This window comes from Clostridiales bacterium (assembly GCA_017569285.1).
In the GTDB taxonomy this organism is placed as follows: domain Bacteria; phylum Bacillota; class Clostridia; order Christensenellales; family Aristaeellaceae; genus Aristaeella.
In genome coordinates, this window is sequence record CP069419.1 from 2,925,549 (window position 1) to 2,942,091 (window position 16,543).

Annotated in this window: 14 protein-coding genes and 1 pseudogene; 10 read left to right on the forward strand and 5 right to left on the reverse strand. The window is 56.8% G+C overall.

Features of this window, described 5'->3' with window-relative positions:
* Positions 1-24 precede the first annotated feature (24 nt).
* The 5 genes from JNO48_12980 (at position 25) to gtfA (ending at position 5,784) form a co-directional block, all read left to right on the forward strand.
* Positions 25-942: an AEC family transporter gene (locus tag JNO48_12980; protein QTE68087.1), complete on the forward strand. Its 918-nt coding sequence runs from the start codon at positions 25-27 to the stop codon at positions 940-942.
* Between the two features lie 171 nt (positions 943-1,113).
* The gene (locus tag JNO48_12985; GenBank protein ID QTE68088.1) at positions 1,114-2,394 is read left to right on the forward strand and encodes an extracellular solute-binding protein; all 1,281 of its coding nucleotides are present in this window, start codon (positions 1,114-1,116) and stop codon (positions 2,392-2,394) included.
* Between the two features lie 123 nt (positions 2,395-2,517).
* Positions 2,518-3,390: a sugar ABC transporter permease gene (locus JNO48_12990; GenBank protein QTE69768.1), complete on the forward strand. Its 873-nt coding sequence runs from the start codon at positions 2,518-2,520 to the stop codon at positions 3,388-3,390.
* On the forward strand, positions 3,390-4,253 hold the full coding sequence (locus tag JNO48_12995; GenBank protein ID QTE68089.1) for a carbohydrate ABC transporter permease: 864 nt from the start codon (positions 3,390-3,392) through the stop codon (positions 4,251-4,253). The genes JNO48_12990 and JNO48_12995 overlap by 1 nt, the downstream gene beginning before the upstream one ends.
* 94 nt (positions 4,254-4,347) lie before the next feature.
* Complete coding sequence (gtfA, locus tag JNO48_13000; protein ID QTE68090.1) at positions 4,348-5,784, forward strand: sucrose phosphorylase; 1,437 nt, start codon at positions 4,348-4,350, stop codon at positions 5,782-5,784.
* Between the two features lie 30 nt (positions 5,785-5,814).
* Here gtfA and JNO48_13005 read toward each other — a convergent pair whose 3' ends face one another.
* Both JNO48_13005 and JNO48_13010 read right to left on the reverse strand, forming a co-directional pair.
* Complete coding sequence (locus JNO48_13005; GenBank protein QTE68091.1) at positions 5,815-6,627, reverse strand: hypothetical protein; 813 nt, start codon at positions 6,625-6,627, stop codon at positions 5,815-5,817.
* A gap of 59 nt (positions 6,628-6,686) precedes the next feature.
* Positions 6,687-7,406 carry a phosphatase gene (locus JNO48_13010; GenBank protein QTE68092.1) on the reverse strand — a complete coding sequence of 240 codons (720 nt, stop codon included), beginning with the start codon at positions 7,404-7,406 and terminating at the stop codon, positions 6,687-6,689.
* A gap of 138 nt (positions 7,407-7,544) precedes the next feature.
* On the opposite strand from JNO48_13010, the pseudogene JNO48_13015 reads away from it, so the two are divergent.
* The 3 genes and pseudogenes from JNO48_13015 to JNO48_13025 all read left to right on the forward strand — a co-directional run bounded on the left by JNO48_13015 (position 7,545) and on the right by JNO48_13025 (position 10,442).
* Positions 7,545-7,658 (forward strand): annotated as a pseudogene (locus JNO48_13015) (peptidase M42).
* A gap of 461 nt (positions 7,659-8,119) precedes the next feature.
* The gene (locus tag JNO48_13020) at positions 8,120-9,538 is read left to right on the forward strand and encodes an SH3 domain-containing protein (GenBank protein QTE68093.1); all 1,419 of its coding nucleotides are present in this window, start codon (positions 8,120-8,122) and stop codon (positions 9,536-9,538) included.
* Between the two features lie 151 nt (positions 9,539-9,689).
* Positions 9,690-10,442 carry a transposase gene (locus tag JNO48_13025; GenBank protein QTE68094.1) on the forward strand — a complete coding sequence of 251 codons (753 nt, stop codon included), beginning with the start codon at positions 9,690-9,692 and terminating at the stop codon, positions 10,440-10,442.
* A 71-nt stretch (positions 10,443-10,513) separates the two neighbouring features.
* Here JNO48_13025 and JNO48_13030 read toward each other — a convergent pair whose 3' ends face one another.
* Genes JNO48_13030 through JNO48_13040 form a run of 3 tightly spaced genes read right to left on the reverse strand, consistent with a single transcriptional unit; the run spans position 10,514 to position 12,794 of the window.
* A complete protein-coding gene (locus tag JNO48_13030) occupies positions 10,514-11,299 on the reverse strand; it encodes an ABC transporter permease subunit (GenBank protein QTE68095.1) in 786 nt (261 codons plus the stop codon).
* Complete coding sequence (locus tag JNO48_13035) at positions 11,296-12,177, reverse strand: ABC transporter ATP-binding protein (GenBank protein ID QTE68096.1); 882 nt, start codon at positions 12,175-12,177, stop codon at positions 11,296-11,298. Before JNO48_13035 ends, JNO48_13030 begins: the two co-directional genes overlap by 4 nt.
* Before the next feature lie 5 nt (positions 12,178-12,182).
* The gene (locus JNO48_13040; GenBank protein ID QTE68097.1) at positions 12,183-12,794 is read right to left on the reverse strand and encodes a TetR/AcrR family transcriptional regulator; all 612 of its coding nucleotides are present in this window, start codon (positions 12,792-12,794) and stop codon (positions 12,183-12,185) included.
* A gap of 495 nt (positions 12,795-13,289) precedes the next feature.
* Between JNO48_13040 and JNO48_13045 the strand changes: the two genes are divergently transcribed.
* A complete protein-coding gene (locus tag JNO48_13045; GenBank protein ID QTE68098.1) occupies positions 13,290-13,919 on the forward strand; it encodes a class I SAM-dependent methyltransferase in 630 nt (209 codons plus the stop codon).
* A 322-nt stretch (positions 13,920-14,241) separates the two neighbouring features.
* Entirely contained in the window at positions 14,242-16,527 is a 2,286-nt protein-coding gene (locus JNO48_13050) for a hypothetical protein (GenBank protein ID QTE68099.1), read from the forward strand.
* Positions 16,528-16,543 lie beyond the last annotated feature (16 nt).

Below are 16,543 nucleotides of genomic sequence, written 5' to 3' on the forward strand. Positions count from 1 at the left end.
GCAGGAAGTCAGGAGGGATATGATATGGAAATCATGCTGATTCTTGTGCGGCAGATCCTGCAGATGTTCCTGCTGAGCGGGCTGGGATTTGCGCTGTACAGGGGAAAGAAGATTACCGCGGAGGGCAGCAAAGCCCTGGGGAATATCCTGATTTACCTGGCGCTGCCCGCGGTGATTATCAACAGCTTCCTGGTGGAGAGAACGGCAGAGCACCTGTACGGAATCCTGTACAGCGCCGGTGCGGCGGCAGTGATCCTGCTGGTTTCCATCCTGATTTCGAGGGCTTTTTTCAAAAAAGATCCGATCGCGGCTTTTGCCGGGGCTTTTTCCAATCCCGGCTTTTTCGGCGTTCCGCTGATTATCGCGTCTGTGGGGCAGGGAGCGGTTTTCTATGTGGCGTGCTTTATCGCGTTCCTGAATATCGGGCAGTGGACATACGGCGTTTCCGTGCTGAACGGACAGCCGGTGCTCCAGGGCTTCCAGCCGAAGAAGCTGATCCGCGCGCCGTTCATGATCGCGATCATCATCGGGCTGATCCTGTTCCTGACGCAGATTCCGCTGCCTGCCGTGGTGACGGGCTGCCTGTCCACGGTTGCTTCGCTGAACACGCCGCTGGCCATGTTTACGATCGGGATCTACCTGGCCCAGACCGATATCGGAAAGATGATCCGGAAGCTTTCCCTGTACAAAATTGCCACGGTGCGGCTGCTGCTGATTCCGGCAGCGTCCATCCTGCTGCTGAGCCTGCTGCCCAAAGAGATGCTGGATATGAAGATGGCCCTGCTGCTGGCCGCCGCGTGCCCGGTGGGTTCCAATGTGGCCGTGTATGCACAGCTGCACGGGAAGGACTATGCCTACGCGGTGGAAACGGTGGTGATTTCCACGCTGCTTGCCGTTGTGACCATTCCGGCTGCCGCGTGGATTGCCCGGATGATCTGGTAACAACAACTGCAAACCGTTTGCAGTTGTCCGATTTACAACAAACAAATTTTACTTGAATTATAACCTGATATGTGTTACATTGAGGTCAGAAGGAAACGAATCACCGTTTTCTTGCGACCGTTTTTTTCATTGTACAATTTTATACCCGGCGACCAAGAAAGGAGACCTACCATGAAAAAACTGTTGGCTCTCATCCTTGCTCTTGTAATGGCACTTATGTGCACTGCCGCTTTTGCGGAAGACGTTGGCGAACCCTTCGAAAACGAAGTGTTCTTTACGATGCTGAACTCCAAGCCTGAAATCACCAAGGCACTGCAGGCTGCCGCGGACCAGTTCGGCGCGGCCTACAAGGTAAAGATCGAAGTCGTTGAGACGAGCAATCCGGGCGACGAGATTTCAAAGCGCTACAACGGCGGCGAAGCCCCCACGATCTCCGTGGTGGATATCGCGCAGGTGAAGGACCTGGCCCGTGAAGGCAAGATTATCGACCTGGGCGGCGAGCCCTGGGCGGAAGTCGGCGGAAGGGACCTGGGCGCCGTGATCAACGACGTGCTGTACGGTATGCCGCTGACCATCGAATCCAAGGCCAACCTGATCAATAAGACCGCCATCGAGAAGATTACCGGCGAACCCTTCGACCCGATGAAGTACATCACGAAGGAAGACTTCGAAGCGCTGCTGAAGCAGCTGCGTGAAGGCGGCATGGAGAACCCGGTGATCATCAACAAGGAAGACTGGTCCATCGGTTCCCACTTCGTACAGTATTTCTACGGCATCCAGGACGGCACCATCGCCGGCGCGGAAGCCTTCATCGAGAAGGTGCGCGCGAAGGAAGCATCCTTCGTGACCGACCCGGTGTTCAACGCCTGCATGGATATGTTTGACCTGTACATGGAATACAACATCAACAAGCAGGACCCGCTGAGCGCAGACTATGACGTGAACGCGTCCTACCTGGCGGAAGGCGAAGCGGCCTTCTGGATCAACGGCACCTGGGCATGGCCGAACCTGGAGCCCTTCGCGGTGGAAGGCCAGGAATACTCCATCATGCATATGCCGGTGAGCGCCGGCGCGCAGGGCAAGCTGCTGGCCCAGGCGACCAAGTTCGTCGTTGTGGACAAGCAGAACGCGACCGAAGACCAGCAGAAGGCGGCCCTGATGTTCCTGCGCTGGCTGGTATTCACGCCTGAAGGAAACGACGCGATGATCAACCAGTGCGGCATGGTAACCGCGTTCAGCAACATCACGCTGCCTCCGTCCAATCCCTTCAACGTCGGCCTGAAGGAATACATCGACAAGGGCCTGACCTTCGAAGCGGTGACCTACCTGCCCAGCGACCACCGCAGCCAGCTCGGCGCCAACATGCAGAAGTACCTGGACGGTTCCGAGACCAGGGAAGAAGTCGGCGCGGCATTCGACGCCTACTGGGCAGAGCACGAAGTGAACTATTGATTCCAAGCTGAAAAGAAGTAATCCCCGGGGCACAGCAGCTGTGCCCTGAACCAGGGTGCCGCAAAGCGGGTTCTCCCGCTTTGCGGCACTTCCGAAAGGGGTTGAAACGCCTTGGACCAAAATCTGTCATTCAGGAAAAGACTTTACCTGTTCCTGACATTTGCAGGGCCCGCCGTATTCTTCTTCATCTGCGTGGTTATCATTCCGCTGATCTACGGTATTTACCTGACGTTCACGGACTGGAACGGACTTTCCGATGCGAAGAATTTCGTCGGCTTCGACAACTATGTGGCGACATTCCAGGACGGCGCGTTCTGGAATTCCCTGGGACTGACCACCGGGTTTGCCCTGCTGTCCGTTATATTCATCAACCTGCTTGCCTTCCTGCTGGCGTACCTGCTGACCAGCGGTGTGAAGGGACAGAACTTCTTCCGGGCGGGATTCTTTACGCCCAACCTGATCGGCGGCCTGATCCTCGGTTATATCTGGCAGATTATTTTCAGCCGGGTGTTCCCGAGCCTGTACAGCGTGCTGCCGATTCCGCTGCTGCAGAAATCCTGGCTGTCCGCGCCGGGAACGGCGTTTACCGCCATGGTGATCGTGCAGACGTGGCAGCTGAGCGGCTATATGCTGCTGATTTACATCTCCGGCTTTGTGGGCGTTTCGGAGGACGTGCTGGAAGCGGCGAAGATCGACGGAGCAAACGAGCGGCAGACGCTGCTGCATATCCGCCTGCCCCTGATGATTCCGTCGTTTGTAATCTGCCTGTTCCTGAGCCTGACACGGTCGTTCAAGATCTACGACATGAACCTGTCCCTGACGGCAGGCGGACCCTACAATTCCACCAAGATGACGGCCATGCACGTATATACGCAGGCATTTGAAAACCACCGCTACGGCGTCGGCCAGGCGGAGGCGCTGATCTTCTTCCTCGTCATCGCGGTCATATCCCTGACGCAGACCTACCTGGGCAAGAAGAGGGAGGTGGAAGCGTAATGAGCGAAGCACCTCATGCCGTGAGCGGACATAAAACCCTCACACAGGCGGTGAAAATCATTATCGCCGTCATCATGCTGTTCATCTACCTGTTCCCCTTTGTGCTGGTGCTGGTCAACTCGCTGAAGACCAAGGTGGCGATCGTGAAAACGCCGCTGCTGCTGGCGGATCCAAAGGGACCGCAGTGGGTGAACTACCAGAACGCCGTTGAGGAAATGGACTTTGTGCGGGCGTTCGGAAACAGCCTTTTCGTGGTCGGCCTCTCGGTCGTGCTGCTGATGCTCTTTTCCAGCATGGCGGCGTGGCTGTTTGTGCGGTACAACAAATGGATCTCGAGCCGGCTGAGCTTCTCGGCGATGCTTGCCTCGATGATCGTGCCTTTCCAGGTGGTTATGATCCCGCTGATCGCCATCTACGGCGCGCAGCTGCACCTGCAGAACTACCGGATGACCATGGTGTTTATGAACCTGGGATTCGGCGTGAGCATGTGTACGTTTATGTGCCACGGATTCATCAAGGGGAATATTCCCCGGGCGCTTGAGGAAGCGGCGCGGATTGACGGCGCCGGTTACCACCGGACGTTCTTCTCAATCGTGCTGCCGCTGCTGAAGCCCATCCTTTCCACGATATCGATCCTGCAGATCCTGAACTACTGGAACGACTACCTGCTCCCGTCCATGATATTCACGCGGAAACAGTTCTACACGCTGCCGCTGGCGATCCGCACGTTCTACGGCGAATTCTCCAGCGACTACGGAAACATCATGGCGGGCCTGACGCTGTCGGTCGCACCGGTTATCATCGTTTACCTGATCCTGCAGAAGCACGTTATCGGCGGTATTGTTGCCGGCGCGGTGAAATAACCGGCGGCCGGATTCCACGGAGGAACCCTGTTTCACGGGCAGTACGATTTCCAGCGTCCTGCCCGGTTTTTTCCATCGGGGAGGGACGATTGCCATGGCACACAGACCGATTGAAAACAAAGCGATGCTGATTACCTACGCCGACAGCCTCGGAAAGGACCTGAAGGACCTGGAGCAGGTGCTGGACGGCCCGTTTTCCGGAGCGTTCGGCGGTGTACATATCCTGCCGTTTTTCCCGTCCTCCGGCGACCGTGGCTTTTCGCCCATCACATACCGCGAGGTCGATCCTGTGTTCGGCACATGGGAGGACATCGACCGCATCGGTTCGCGGTATTACCTGATGTATGACTATATGATCAACCATATCTCGGTGCGGAGCCCGGAATACCGGGACTTCCTGGAAAAGAAGGACGAATCCAGGTACCGGGACTTCTTTATCCGCTTCAAGGATTTCTGGGAGAACGGGGAACCGACCGAGGAGGAAGATAAGGCGATCTACCGCAGGCGGATCGGGAAGGGCACGTATATCATTGCCAACTTTGCGGACGGAACAAGCGAAAAGGTGTGGTGCACCTTCTCGGACGAGCAGGTGGACATCAACTGCCAGCGGTCGGAGGAAGCCAGGCGCTTCCTGCGGGACACGATGGAATTCCTCGGGGAACACGGCTGCTCCCTGATCCGGCTGGACGCGTTTGCCTACGCGACCAAAAAAGCGGGGACCAACTGCTTCTTTGTGGAGCCTGAGGTATGGGACCTGATGGCGGAAGCCCGGGCCGCGGCCGCAGCTCACGGCGTGGAAATCCTTCCGGAAATCCATGAGAACTATTTCATCCAGATGAAGCTTTCGGAGAAAGGGTATTACGTGTACGATTTCCAGCTGCCGATGCTGCTGCTGAACGCCTTGTTTACGGGGAAGACACGCTACCTGAAGAACTGGCTGAAGATCTGTTCGCCGCACCAGTTCACCACGCTGGATACGCACGACGGAATCGGCGTGGTGGACGTCCGGTACCTGATGCCGGATGACGAGGTGCAGGAAACGAAGATGAAGGTGTACGAGCTCAACCCCGGCACGGCGAAAATCTTCAGTGAACTCCGGGGCCCGCTGGACCGGAACTTCAACACATACCAGATCAACTGCTCGTATTACTCCGCGGTCGGGGAGGACGACGACCGGTACCTGCTGACCCGCGCGGTCCAGATGTTCGCGCCGGGAATCCCGCAGATCCATTACCAGGGACTGCTGGCCGGAAAGAATGACTTTGACCTGTTTGAAAAGACGAAGCAGCCCAGGGACGTGAACCGGCACAATTACACGATGGAGGAGGTCCGGACAGAGACGGAACGGCCGGTCGTACAGGCGCTGCTGAACCTGCTGCGCTTCCGGAATACGCATCCCGCTTTCGACGGAACCTTCCGGCTGGAAGACTGCGGGGAAAACGAACTGGTGATCCGCAGAGAAAACGGAGCCGCGTGGGCGCAGCTCCGTGCAGACTTTGAAAAGATGACGTACGAGATTACCTGCTCATAACCGGGAAAGGCGATCCGGCTGCCTGGCCGCTTACAGGCCGAAGAAGGCCAGCGCCTCCTGGATGGCCAGATCCCAGAACCGCCACTCATGCCCGAATCCCGGCCTGGAGAACCAATGTACCTCCAGGCCGATTTTTGTGCAGTGGTCCCTGAATTTCAGGTATTCGCCATACAGGGGCTGGTCGTTCTCACCGCAGGCGAACATCAGGCGGGGAAGCGTTCCCGTCGGCGCCAGGCGGTCGATGATCTCCCGCACATTTTCATTGGAATGGATAAACTGATCCATACCGCCGGCGTTGCGGAATGTATTGATCATCCGCGGGTTATCCGTATCCATCAGGAAATGCGGATGGCCCGGGCGCATCTCGGAGAGGTCCATCGGAACCGCGGACAGGATGGCTGCCGCGGCGAACTTATCAGGATGGTTGACCGCGTATTTGACCGCGCCGCGGCCGCCCATGGACAGTCCGGCGATGAAATTATCCTCCCGGCGGTCGGAAACGGGAAGCCATCCGTAGACCAGGGGCATCAGCTCTTCTGTAAGATAATCAAACATCCGGAATCCCAGCATGGTATCATCCCAGTTGGAATAGTTGGAGTTCAGGGCCGGCGGCATGACCACGGCCAGGTTTTTTTCTTCCGCGTACAGCTCGATATTTGATTTCCGGACCCAGTCGGTCTGGTCACCGAAGGTGCCGTGGAGGAGCCACAGGACCTTATATTTCTCCCCGGAACGGTAGAAGGCTTCCGGCGTCATGTTCCGGGGCTTGTCCGGCAGGATGACGTAAACCTGATGGTTGTTGGAGAGGTACTGGCTTTCAAAGTTGATCTTCAGCAGGGACATGGCGGATCCTCCTCATACGCTGCGGCTGTATGGAAACGGGCCGGGATATGCCGGCGGGATTACCGGGACGGCGGAAGCAGGAAATCCAGCAGCTTTCGTTCATCCGTGTTCAGGATCAGTTCTTCGGGGAAGGAGACGCTTTCCAGCAGCTCCAGCGCCGGGCCGACGCAGCCGACGGCGCTCGGATCATGCGCGTCGGAGCTGACGATGATCGGGACATTCAGCTTCCGGCAGCAGGACAGCATATGGCGGTAATTGTCAAAGCAGTTCATGCGGTGCTCCGGCTTCAGGAGGGAGCTGCTGTTCAGCTCCAGCGCTGTATTTGTATCGCGGGCGGCTTCCACCAGCATTTCATAATCCAGGGGTGTATGGTCATCGTCCGGATGGGAGATCAGCCGGACCAGGGGATGCTTCATGGCGGAGATGACGTTTTCCGTATTCCGGAGCTTTCCCGCGTCCTGATAGCAGGTGGTATGGATGCCGGCGATCGCAAAATCCAGATAGATCATATAGCGCTCCTCCAGCGACAGGGTCCCGTCGTTGAGGATATTCATTTCACAGCCGTGAATGACCCGGACACCGTAGAGCGTGCGCGGGACCAGGTTCAGGCAGAGATAATAGAACGGATCCGTGGTGCCGGGAACGCCGGGCGCATGCTCGGTAATCCCCAGAACGGCAAGTCCTTTTTCCGACGCGGCCTGCGCCATTTCCCGGATGGTGCCATAAGCGTGGCCGCTTGCAATCGTATGGGTATGGATATCGCAAGTGATTCTGTACATAGCTTCCTGTTCCCTCTGCAGTTTTCTCCGGTCGGTAGGTTTTTGATCTCTGCTTATATTTTAGTATTGGGAGATGCGTTTGTCCAGCGGGGATGTTCTGGTGGTGAAATGTTCTGTTCTGCCTGGTGTCAAAAAGCGGACCTGCAGCACGGGCTGATCGGCGTGGGGGTGTACGCATCCCATGGGTATGAGCGGAGCCACCGGGACGGTGCGGAGAACACGCTGAAGCTGCTGGCGGAGTATATCGGGTAAAATGAGACATGAAAGCCGGGAGGTATGCGCGCATACCTCCCGGTTGGTTGTTTTGGGGCAGGTGACAAAGGGACAGCCCTACTGTCACGTTGTGAAAATGTGACAGTAGGGCTGTCCCTTTGTCACACATTGCAATTGGAAACAGGGCAAGATAACATACAAGATAACATACAAGATAAATGCCGGGAAGGAAGAGGACGGGGGTTTCGTTAATTGAGTGTATGGAACGGAGGGACGGTTCTGTGGTTCGACCCCGAATGGTTGTTATCCGTTTGAATCAAGGGCAGACAATTATATGACGCGGGTTCGAACGAGCAAAACCTATCCGCAATCTCAATGGTCGCAACTCTCTACAAGAGAGATTGCTCCCTTTCGATTGAACTCACATCTGACGAGATTCCCCGCACTGCGGGTCGTCAGATGTTCGTCCCTCAGATCCCTCAAAACAGGAGGTACCCGAAATGCGGAAGAACGGATGGATACTGCTGCTTGTACTGATGCTGGCAGCGGGGATGATGGTGCTGGCGGCCGGCAGTGCGCTGGCGGGATGGAATGATGTGACCGTGTGCACGGACGGGGACGGGGCGCCGGTGTATGCCTCCTCCGGGGCTTCGAAGAAGGCCGGTATCATGTACAACGGGTATTCCAGCGGTATCGGCCTGGATGAAGTGAACGGAAGATATGACCTGTGGCTGACGAGCGATTATACCGTGTGGATCGACTCGGTGAAGGCGGAGAACCGGCGGCCGGTCATCAACAACTACGACGCACGCAAGGAATGGGAAGCAAAGGAACCCGCCGGCGTTTTCGCAGGAGAAATCCTGGAAGACGACATTCCGGTGTATTCCGCCCCGAACCATAAGCATATCACCGCAAAGCACGCCAAAGGCACCCTGGTGCGGGTGTGCGGCGAATTCGGGGACGACTACTATATCGAAGCCCCGAACAGAGGGTTTGTGGCGAAGAAATCGGTAAAAAAGGCAATCGACCTGACTTTCGCAAACTGGAATGACAACTATTTCGGACTGACGGACCTGACGGAGGAAACCGTTTACGCGACGGAAACCCAGCCGGTGGTCTGCTCCGCTTCCGCGACCGGATACAGCGAGGAATCCTACTTCCAGGTCCATACAGAGAACTGGCAGACAAAGATCCTGCGGGACCTGGGGGACTGGGTGCAGATCGACGATGACGCATTCCTGGAAAAGCGCTTCCTGGACCCGGAAGGGGACCACAGCCATCCGGCGGCCCGGGTGAAGACGGACGGGAAGCTGGACCGCCTGATTGTGCACGACAATGCAGTGAAGCTGGTTTCCGGCGTGCCGGTGCAGGTGATCTCCCGGACAAAGGACTGGGCGGTGATTTTCCTGACCGGGCCCAACGGGGGAATGTATGAAACCGGCAGGGTGAAGCCGGAATACCTTTCCTTTGACGGGAACGAGCAGATCCGGGACGGAAGCACCAAAGTGCGACTGACGAAGGAGCTGCAGGGCGATGAGTCGATGCTGTACTTTGCCGAAACCAAGCGGAAACCGGGCGGGACAATCCCGGCGGGGACGATGCTGAAGGTGAAGGGTGTATACTCATCCGGCAGCAGCGAATCCGACCAGAGCGACCGGTTTATGTGCGAGACAGAGGACGGAAAGTATATTGAAGTGGACGGCGGGGAATTCCTGGAGCCGCTGGAAAGCACCGGCCTGATGGCGACCGCCCGGCAGGCGGTACGGATGCGGGAGAAGCCGAATCCGGACAGCAAGGTGCTGCACCAGGTGAAGGTGAAGACGAAGGTGGAAGTGCTGCTGCGCGGGGAGATCTGGACGATGGTGAAGTATCGGGATGAGGTCGGGTACATGATGAGCCGGTACCTGAGCTTTCCGTAACATTGGAAGGTGACAAAGGGACAGCCCTACTGTCACATTGAGAGAATGTGACAGTAGGGCTGTCCCTTTGTCACATCCACCTACAAAAGTTTTTTGTTCGCCTTGAGTTATGGACACTGACCGCCTATACTGAAAACAGGAGGTGCAGTGCATGCCAAGAACAGCGAGAACAATCAGCGCAAGCGGCTATTATCACATTATCGCCCGCGGGATCGGCAAGCAGATTCTGTTTGAGGAAGATGAAGACTACCTGTTTTTCCTTAGGCTGATGAAAAACTATTCATCATCCGGCGAATTCAGTGTGACTGCTTTCTGCCTGATGGAAAACCATGTCCATATCCTGGCGAAAATTGCTGATGGAATGATGGACAAAGTCATGCACAACCTTCTGGCGACATACGCAACTTATTATAATAAGAAATATGACAGGATCGGACATCTGTACCAGGACAGGTACAGAAGCAAACCGATTGAAAATGACATGTACCTGCTGACGGCAGTGCGATATATCCATAACAACCCTGCCAAAGCAGGAATATGTCCGCCGGATCAGTATCGCTGGAGCAGCTGGAGATGCTATTCCGGTGATATCAGGAGCTTTGTTGATACAACCTATGCACTACAGCTGTTTGGCGGTAAAGAAGGCTTCCTGAAGCACAGCTCCATGGAAGCCCAGGACGAAGAGGACGACGGGTATTTTGAATTCGAAAGGACCCGGTTATCAGACAATACTGCCAGATCGGTTATGCGTGATGTGCTGCATCTCGAAACCGGAACGCAGATTCAGGGTATGGACAGGGTAAACCGGGATTTATCCCTCCGGACTCTGAGGGACAACGGTTTATCCATCCGGCAGATTGAAAGGCTGACCGGAATACCCAGATCGATCATTATGCGCGTGTGATGAAACAGACAAAAGGACAGCCCTACCGGCACGTTCTGAAAACGTGACAGTAGGGCTGTCCCTTTGTCACATCAGTGGATATCCTTCCGGGGGTACCAGAGGTACGCCGCGAGGATGCCCAGGGCGCAGAGGGCAAAGCCGACGGCGATGCCGGTTCCGTCCAGGGCACCTTTGGAGACGATGTCCGCGCCGGCGCAGAAGCCGAAGGGCGTGATGGTATTGAGGAAGGAGACCGAGTCCGTGATGTTGGCGATGAGGTTCATGAAATACAGGCCGGCCGCGATGCCGATGCCCACGCCGGCGCTGGCGCCGGAGATGAAGGCGGAGACGCCGAAGCAGATACCGGAGATGACCAGCTGCATGAGCCAGTAGGCCAGGTGCAGGAGGCAGACTTCCTTCCACGGGACGGCCTCGCCGACGGCGGCGATGGAGCCGACGGAGACGAGGAAGATGACTACGTTCATGGCGGTGACCTGAAGGAAGACCGCGAGGAGCTTTTCCGACACCACGCGCACGCGGCTGACCGGATGGGTGAGGAGGAATTCCGCGGTGCGCTCCTTTTCCTCCTTGGCGAGCATGCCAGCGGCCAGCAGGGCCGCGAAGAACGCGCCGCCCAGGCCGAGCACATTGCCGCACTCGACGGCGTAGTAGCCGGTGAGGGTGCCGAAGTTGAGCTTATCCATGCCGAAGGCGGCGGTGAAGGAGCCCATGGAGGAGAACAGACTGCCGATGCCGTCCATCTGACCCTTCATCTCCGGCCAGAGGAAGATACAGGTGGCCATGAGGAAGGCGATGGCGCCGGTCCAGATGAGGAAAGAGGTTTTGCCCCGGCGGACTTCATGACGGGTGATGGTCATGCCTGCTCACCTCCTTTGTCGTAGTAGTGGAGGAAGACTTCCTCCAGGTCCGGCTCGGAAATGGAGAGGCCGTGGACGTCCCCGTCCGCCAGGCGGCGGAGCAGGACGTTGGTGGAGCCGCTGTAGAGGAAGCTGTAGGAATCACCGGCCTGCTGCAGGTCCCGGATGCCGGGGAGGCCTTCGAGGCTGACGGCCCCGTGGAAGGAGACCCGGCGGGCATTGGTTTTGGCCAGGTTGTCCACGGTGTCGCAGGCGATGATCTGCCCCTCCCGGATGACGGCCGCGCGGGTGCAGTTCCGCTCGACCTCGGAGAGGATGTGGCTGGAGAACAGGACTGTGGCGCCGGCGCGGTGCTTCTCCCGGACGATTTCGAAAAACGCGTGCTGCATGAGGGGGTCCAGGCCGCCGGTGGGCTCATCCAGGATGAGGAGGCGGGGATTGGACTGCAGGGCGCAGACGATGGCGACCTTTTTGCGGTTGCCGAAGGAGAGCTCATTCACCTTGCGGGAGGGATCCAGCTGGAGCCGCTCGCAAAGGGCGGCGGCTTCCCGGGAGCAGTCCTTTTTCCGCAGGTCCGCGGAGAACTTCAGGACATCCTTCACGCGCATGCCGGGGTAGAACATGGCCTCGGAGGGGAGGTAGCCGGTTTCCCGGAGGATGGCTTCCTTCTCCTTGACGATGTCCTTGCCCAGGACGGTGGCGGAGCCGGAAGAGGGGGAGATGAGGCCCAGGAGGGTGCGGATGGTGGTGGACTTGCCGGCGCCGTTGGGACCGATGAAGCCGAAGCATTCGCCTTCCTCCACGGTGAGGTTCAGATTGATGATTCCACGGGCTTTGCCGTAGTATTTGGTCAGGCTGGCGGTTTGGATCGCGTTCAACCCGGTCACTCCTTTCTTTTGTAAATGCTCTTCCAGAAATCCATGAGCTTGCGGAAATCCGCCTGGATCTGGTCATAGTCCAGGTCGCCCTTCTGGGTGGCTTCCCAGAGGTAGCCTTCCGAAGCCCAGTACATCTCCCGGTACATCATGGGGACATCCAGGCCCGGGATGAACTGGGCGGGATCCAGGTTGACGCGCGTTTTTTCCGCCTTGAGGTTGAAGTATCTGCGGTAGGTGGCCTGGATATCCGCGGCGACTTCCGGATCCTTCTCGTAGAAGGCCTTGATGGTGAAGTCGGTCATATCCGGCCAGCGGCGCATGATCTCCAGCTTGGCGGTCATCCCGATCTCCATGGCCTCGAAGAGGTCATCGTGGCCGTAGGCATTGTACCGGGTGAGGTACTCGATGGTGATTTCGGCGCATTTGTTCCAGAGATACAGGTAGAGTTCCTTCTTGTTGTGGAAATAATGGAAGAGCAGGGATTTGCTGATGCCGGCCGCTTCGGCGATTTCGCTCATGGGGCTGTTTTTGTACGAGTTCTGCGAGAAAACCCGGTAGCCCGCGTTGAGGATCGCCTGCTGCTTCTCCGCCGGCAGGGAGAAGAACTTTTCGTTCATGGTGCACCTCCGTTGACCGTTTCGGTCAATGACATTATTACGCCGTTGACCGATTTTGAGAAGACCCCTATGCAGAAAAAGTTGCAGGCTTTTAATTAAGTCAATAAATATTAAATTGATTTTACAAACATGCATAAAGAAAAAAAGTTTATAAAATACACTTTACAAACTTGAAAAAACACAACAAGTATGATATCAGGTGGCGTATACCGTAAATGACGCTGATGGGAAAACCCTTGCACGCGAACTTGCACCGCTGGAGAGCATCAGGGATCACAATCCAAAGTACCTGATTACTATGGATTTTGTGCCTCTGACTTCCCACAATGGGATTAAGCAGATCAATGCATTGGAGTGGCTGCTGAATTAACTTTGCACAGAAGTATTTCCGAGTGATCAGCAATGAAACAGTGGGGACTGCCCACATCGTTTCGGGATGCCAATTTGATATCCCGATGAAAACCATTGAAATCATTGGCAAGAGGACGATTATTCATGAGCAATCCGTGGGAAGAGATCCGGCTGGAGGATTATGAAAAGCATATGGCGCTGGATTCCGTGCGGCAGCTGCAGGCGCTGAACGGGATCATGAAGGCGCAGATGGAAGCGTATTCTGTAAAGACGGTGATGATTCTCGGAGTTGCCGGCGGCAACGGGCTGGAGCATATGGACCCGGAGAAGTATGACCGGGTATACGGAGTGGATATCAACCGGGAGTATCTGCAGGCGGCCGGAGAGCGGTTTGCCGGGCTGGGGGAGAAGCTGGAACTGATATGCCTGGATCTGACGAAGGATGCCGGGAAGCTGCCGGAGGCGGAGCTGGTGATCGCCGACCTGCTGATTGAGTATACCGGGTACGCGGCGTTTACGGCCGCGGTGAAGCAGGCCGGGGCCGGGGTTGTTTCCTGCGTGATCCAGATCAATCCGGAGGAGGAAGAGAGCTGGGTTTCCGATTCCCCGTACCTGCACGCGTTTGACCGGCTGGATGAGGTGCATCATGAGATGGCACCGGAAATGCTGGCAGCCGCGATGAAGGCGGAAGGGTACCGGGAAATCCTGCGGGAGAGCACGGATCTTCCGAACGTGAAGAAACTGATGCGGATGGATTTTGAGAAAGAAGAATAGTGAAAGAGCGCCGGGGAAACCCGGCGCTTTGAAATGTTAGGGAGAATCTCTTGCGTTATAGATGAAATTTCAGATGACTACAAATTGTAGTCAGTTGAAACAGCGGGGACTGGCCCCACTGTTTCCTGACACGTTCTAAAAATGTGACAGTAGGGCTGTCCCTTTGTCACATGGTTACATACTATTGCATTTGTAACCGGTTTTATGGATAATATAGGCAGCAGTATCTGTATTTCATGCCCAAAGAGGGGCAGACACAAGTGAAGAAACCGCAATACCTGAGGGAGAGAGAGACCAACTGCCACGTACAGGAGGGAAATCCATGAGACGGTTATTTGCCGTGCCGGGCATCCGGAGAATGATGTGTGTGTTTGCTGCGCTGGTGATGATCTGCGGCTGTATGGTTTCGTTTACTTCCGCGGAGGGAACGGAGCTGGCGCTGGAGGGGTATATCCGCGGGGCGTTTACGATGGACAGCCTGTTTGCCGCGGCGGAGAGCGCGCTGGAAGACGGCATGGAAGCCAAACAGGTGGTGCAGGAGATGATCGCGCTGGCGGACAGCGAGGACGCGCTGGAATTCCTGAACCGCGCGATGGACAACTGCGCGGCGGCGGACAGCGAGGAGTCGAAGAAGATCCTGGCGCTGCTGGAGGCGGACGAGGAGCACCGGCATTTTGAGACGAGCTTTGACAATACATATGAACACAGCCGGGACCTGAAATTCGGCATCCATGACATACCGGAGGCCAGCGATGAACTGAAGGCGGCATTCAGTACCAAGAACGCGCACCAGTCGTTTGAGCCGATCATCTGGACGGAGAAGGATTTCAACACTGTTTTCGGCAAATCGATTTCCCAGTTCAAGCCGGCGAACCCGCGGCCGGCGTATGCCTGTATCGTGATCAAAAACGATACGCAGGGCGAGCCGGACAAATCGTGGTTCGAGAGCGATCCGGACGAAGCCATGGAGGCCATGAGCGAGATCATCGAGAACCTGCGGAGGGACCTGGATGATGATATGCCTGCGCTGACGGGCAACCCGCAGCTGGCTTCATCCTTCTGGATTATCCAGCTGAAGTATCCATTCTACGCACGGTACGGAACCGAAGGGGAAGTGAAGGGATACAACTGTTCGCTGACGGTGACGGTGCAGGATGCGGTGAGCCACCAGAAGATCGGGGAGATTTCCGCCAAAGAGCAGCTGGGGGATACCATTTACAGATGGAGCAACTGGATCGCCAAGGCGGACATACCGTACCTGGCGAACCGGAGCAACTATGAAAGCCAGCTGATGGGCAAGGTGCGGGCTGCGATCCAGAGGGAGCGGGCGGCACTGCAGGCGAACCGGCCGCTGACCATGCTGAACGCGGAAAAGGTGGTCAACGCGATGCTGCTGCAGCAGACAGACAAGCTGAATGACGCGTGGCAGAAGGCGATCTATGAAAGCGGCGCGAAGAATATTGAAATTGACGGAAATACGCTGACATTCGCGCTGCGGAGCTATGACGCAAAGCAGAAGGAACTGGGGAAGTACTCCGCGGCGGAGGACAAGGACAAATGGCTGCTGGCAATGCTGAAAAACGCGTCCGCCTATGACCTGGAGATTTCCGTGGAACTGGAGAACGGGAATATTCCCCAGAAGAGCGTGAACAAGATAAAAACAGCAGTGCAGCAGGCGGCGCCGAAAGCCCGGCAGTTCTTCAGCGGGCAGGATTTCCTGGCCGCGCTGAAGGACTACCTGTTCCCGGTAATGGAGAGGGCAAAGTCGGCGGAGGACCTGATGAATCCGGCGGAGAGCTTTGCCCAATTCTATTCCGGCCTTGGGAACCTGCTGGACTATGCGCCGGTGAGCGTGGGGGCTGTGGTATTCCAGCTGCAGAAGAACCTGGCGCTGAACGTGAAGGACGGGCCGCACGCAATGGAACTGAGCTGTTCGAGCATTTCGCTGGCGGAGCTGCTGAGCAGCAGCGCCAGGGCCGTGCTGGACACGCAGGCGTACCTGCCGGCGGAAGAGCGGGGCACCGGGGACGTGGCCGGCCTGGTGGCGGAGGAATTCGCAGCGGAGGCGTATAAGCAGATCCAGAAATCGGGAAGCAAGAACGGGATTGTGCTCGACGTTGACGGCCTGATTGTGGACGGGCGGCCCCGTGGATACGAGGAGTACTTTGAAAGCTTCCGGTGGGGCGATACGATTGAGTCGCTGGAAAATACACTGGACAAGCTGCCGGATATCGCGGCGCTGCCGCTGCCGAAGGCCGGACTGATGCGCGGAAACAACAGGGGCACGACGGTGAACTTCAAGCTGAGCAAGGATTCCAGCCCGACGTATATCATCATGCGGGATGATTACGACCAGATCGTGATGGCCTGTTTCGCACTGGCCGGGAAGACGACCACGGTGCATGTGCAGCAGGGCCGGTACCGGATTGCCTGGTGCAGCGGGCCGTACTGGTACGGGGAGGAGATCCTGTTTGGTGAGCTCGGCGCGTACAGCAAGAGCGAGACGGTGGAGATCAAGGGCACGAACTATTCCCATACGTTCACACTGGAAAGCAGTGCGGACGGCGACGTGAACATCTACGGCGCGACCCCGGCGGACTTCCACTGAGAGTGAAGAAGGGAAA

Excerpts from the sequence above, each read along its gene's own strand:
- JNO48_12980 (QTE68087.1), top strand. The coding sequence starts at position 25 with ATGGAAATCATGCTGATTCTTGTGCGGCAGATCCTGCAGATGTTCCTG.
- JNO48_12985 (QTE68088.1), top strand. The coding sequence starts at position 1,114 with ATGAAAAAACTGTTGGCTCTCATCCTTGCTCTTGTAATGGCACTTATG.
- JNO48_12995 (QTE68089.1), top strand. The coding sequence starts at position 3,390 with ATGAGCGAAGCACCTCATGCCGTGAGCGGACATAAAACCCTCACACAG.
- gtfA (QTE68090.1), top strand. The coding sequence starts at position 4,348 with ATGGCACACAGACCGATTGAAAACAAAGCGATGCTGATTACCTACGCC.
- JNO48_13005 (QTE68091.1), bottom strand. The coding sequence starts at position 6,627 with ATGTCCCTGCTGAAGATCAACTTTGAAAGCCAGTACCTCTCCAACAAC.
- JNO48_13010 (QTE68092.1), bottom strand. The coding sequence starts at position 7,406 with ATGTACAGAATCACTTGCGATATCCATACCCATACGATTGCAAGCGGC.
- JNO48_13020 (QTE68093.1), top strand. The coding sequence starts at position 8,120 with ATGCGGAAGAACGGATGGATACTGCTGCTTGTACTGATGCTGGCAGCG.
- JNO48_13025 (QTE68094.1), top strand. The coding sequence starts at position 9,690 with ATGCCAAGAACAGCGAGAACAATCAGCGCAAGCGGCTATTATCACATT.
- JNO48_13030 (QTE68095.1), bottom strand. The coding sequence starts at position 11,299 with ATGACCATCACCCGTCATGAAGTCCGCCGGGGCAAAACCTCTTTCCTC.
- JNO48_13040 (QTE68097.1), bottom strand. The coding sequence starts at position 12,794 with ATGAACGAAAAGTTCTTCTCCCTGCCGGCGGAGAAGCAGCAGGCGATC.
- JNO48_13045 (QTE68098.1), top strand. The coding sequence starts at position 13,290 with ATGAGCAATCCGTGGGAAGAGATCCGGCTGGAGGATTATGAAAAGCAT.
- JNO48_13050 (QTE68099.1), top strand. The coding sequence starts at position 14,242 with ATGAGACGGTTATTTGCCGTGCCGGGCATCCGGAGAATGATGTGTGTG.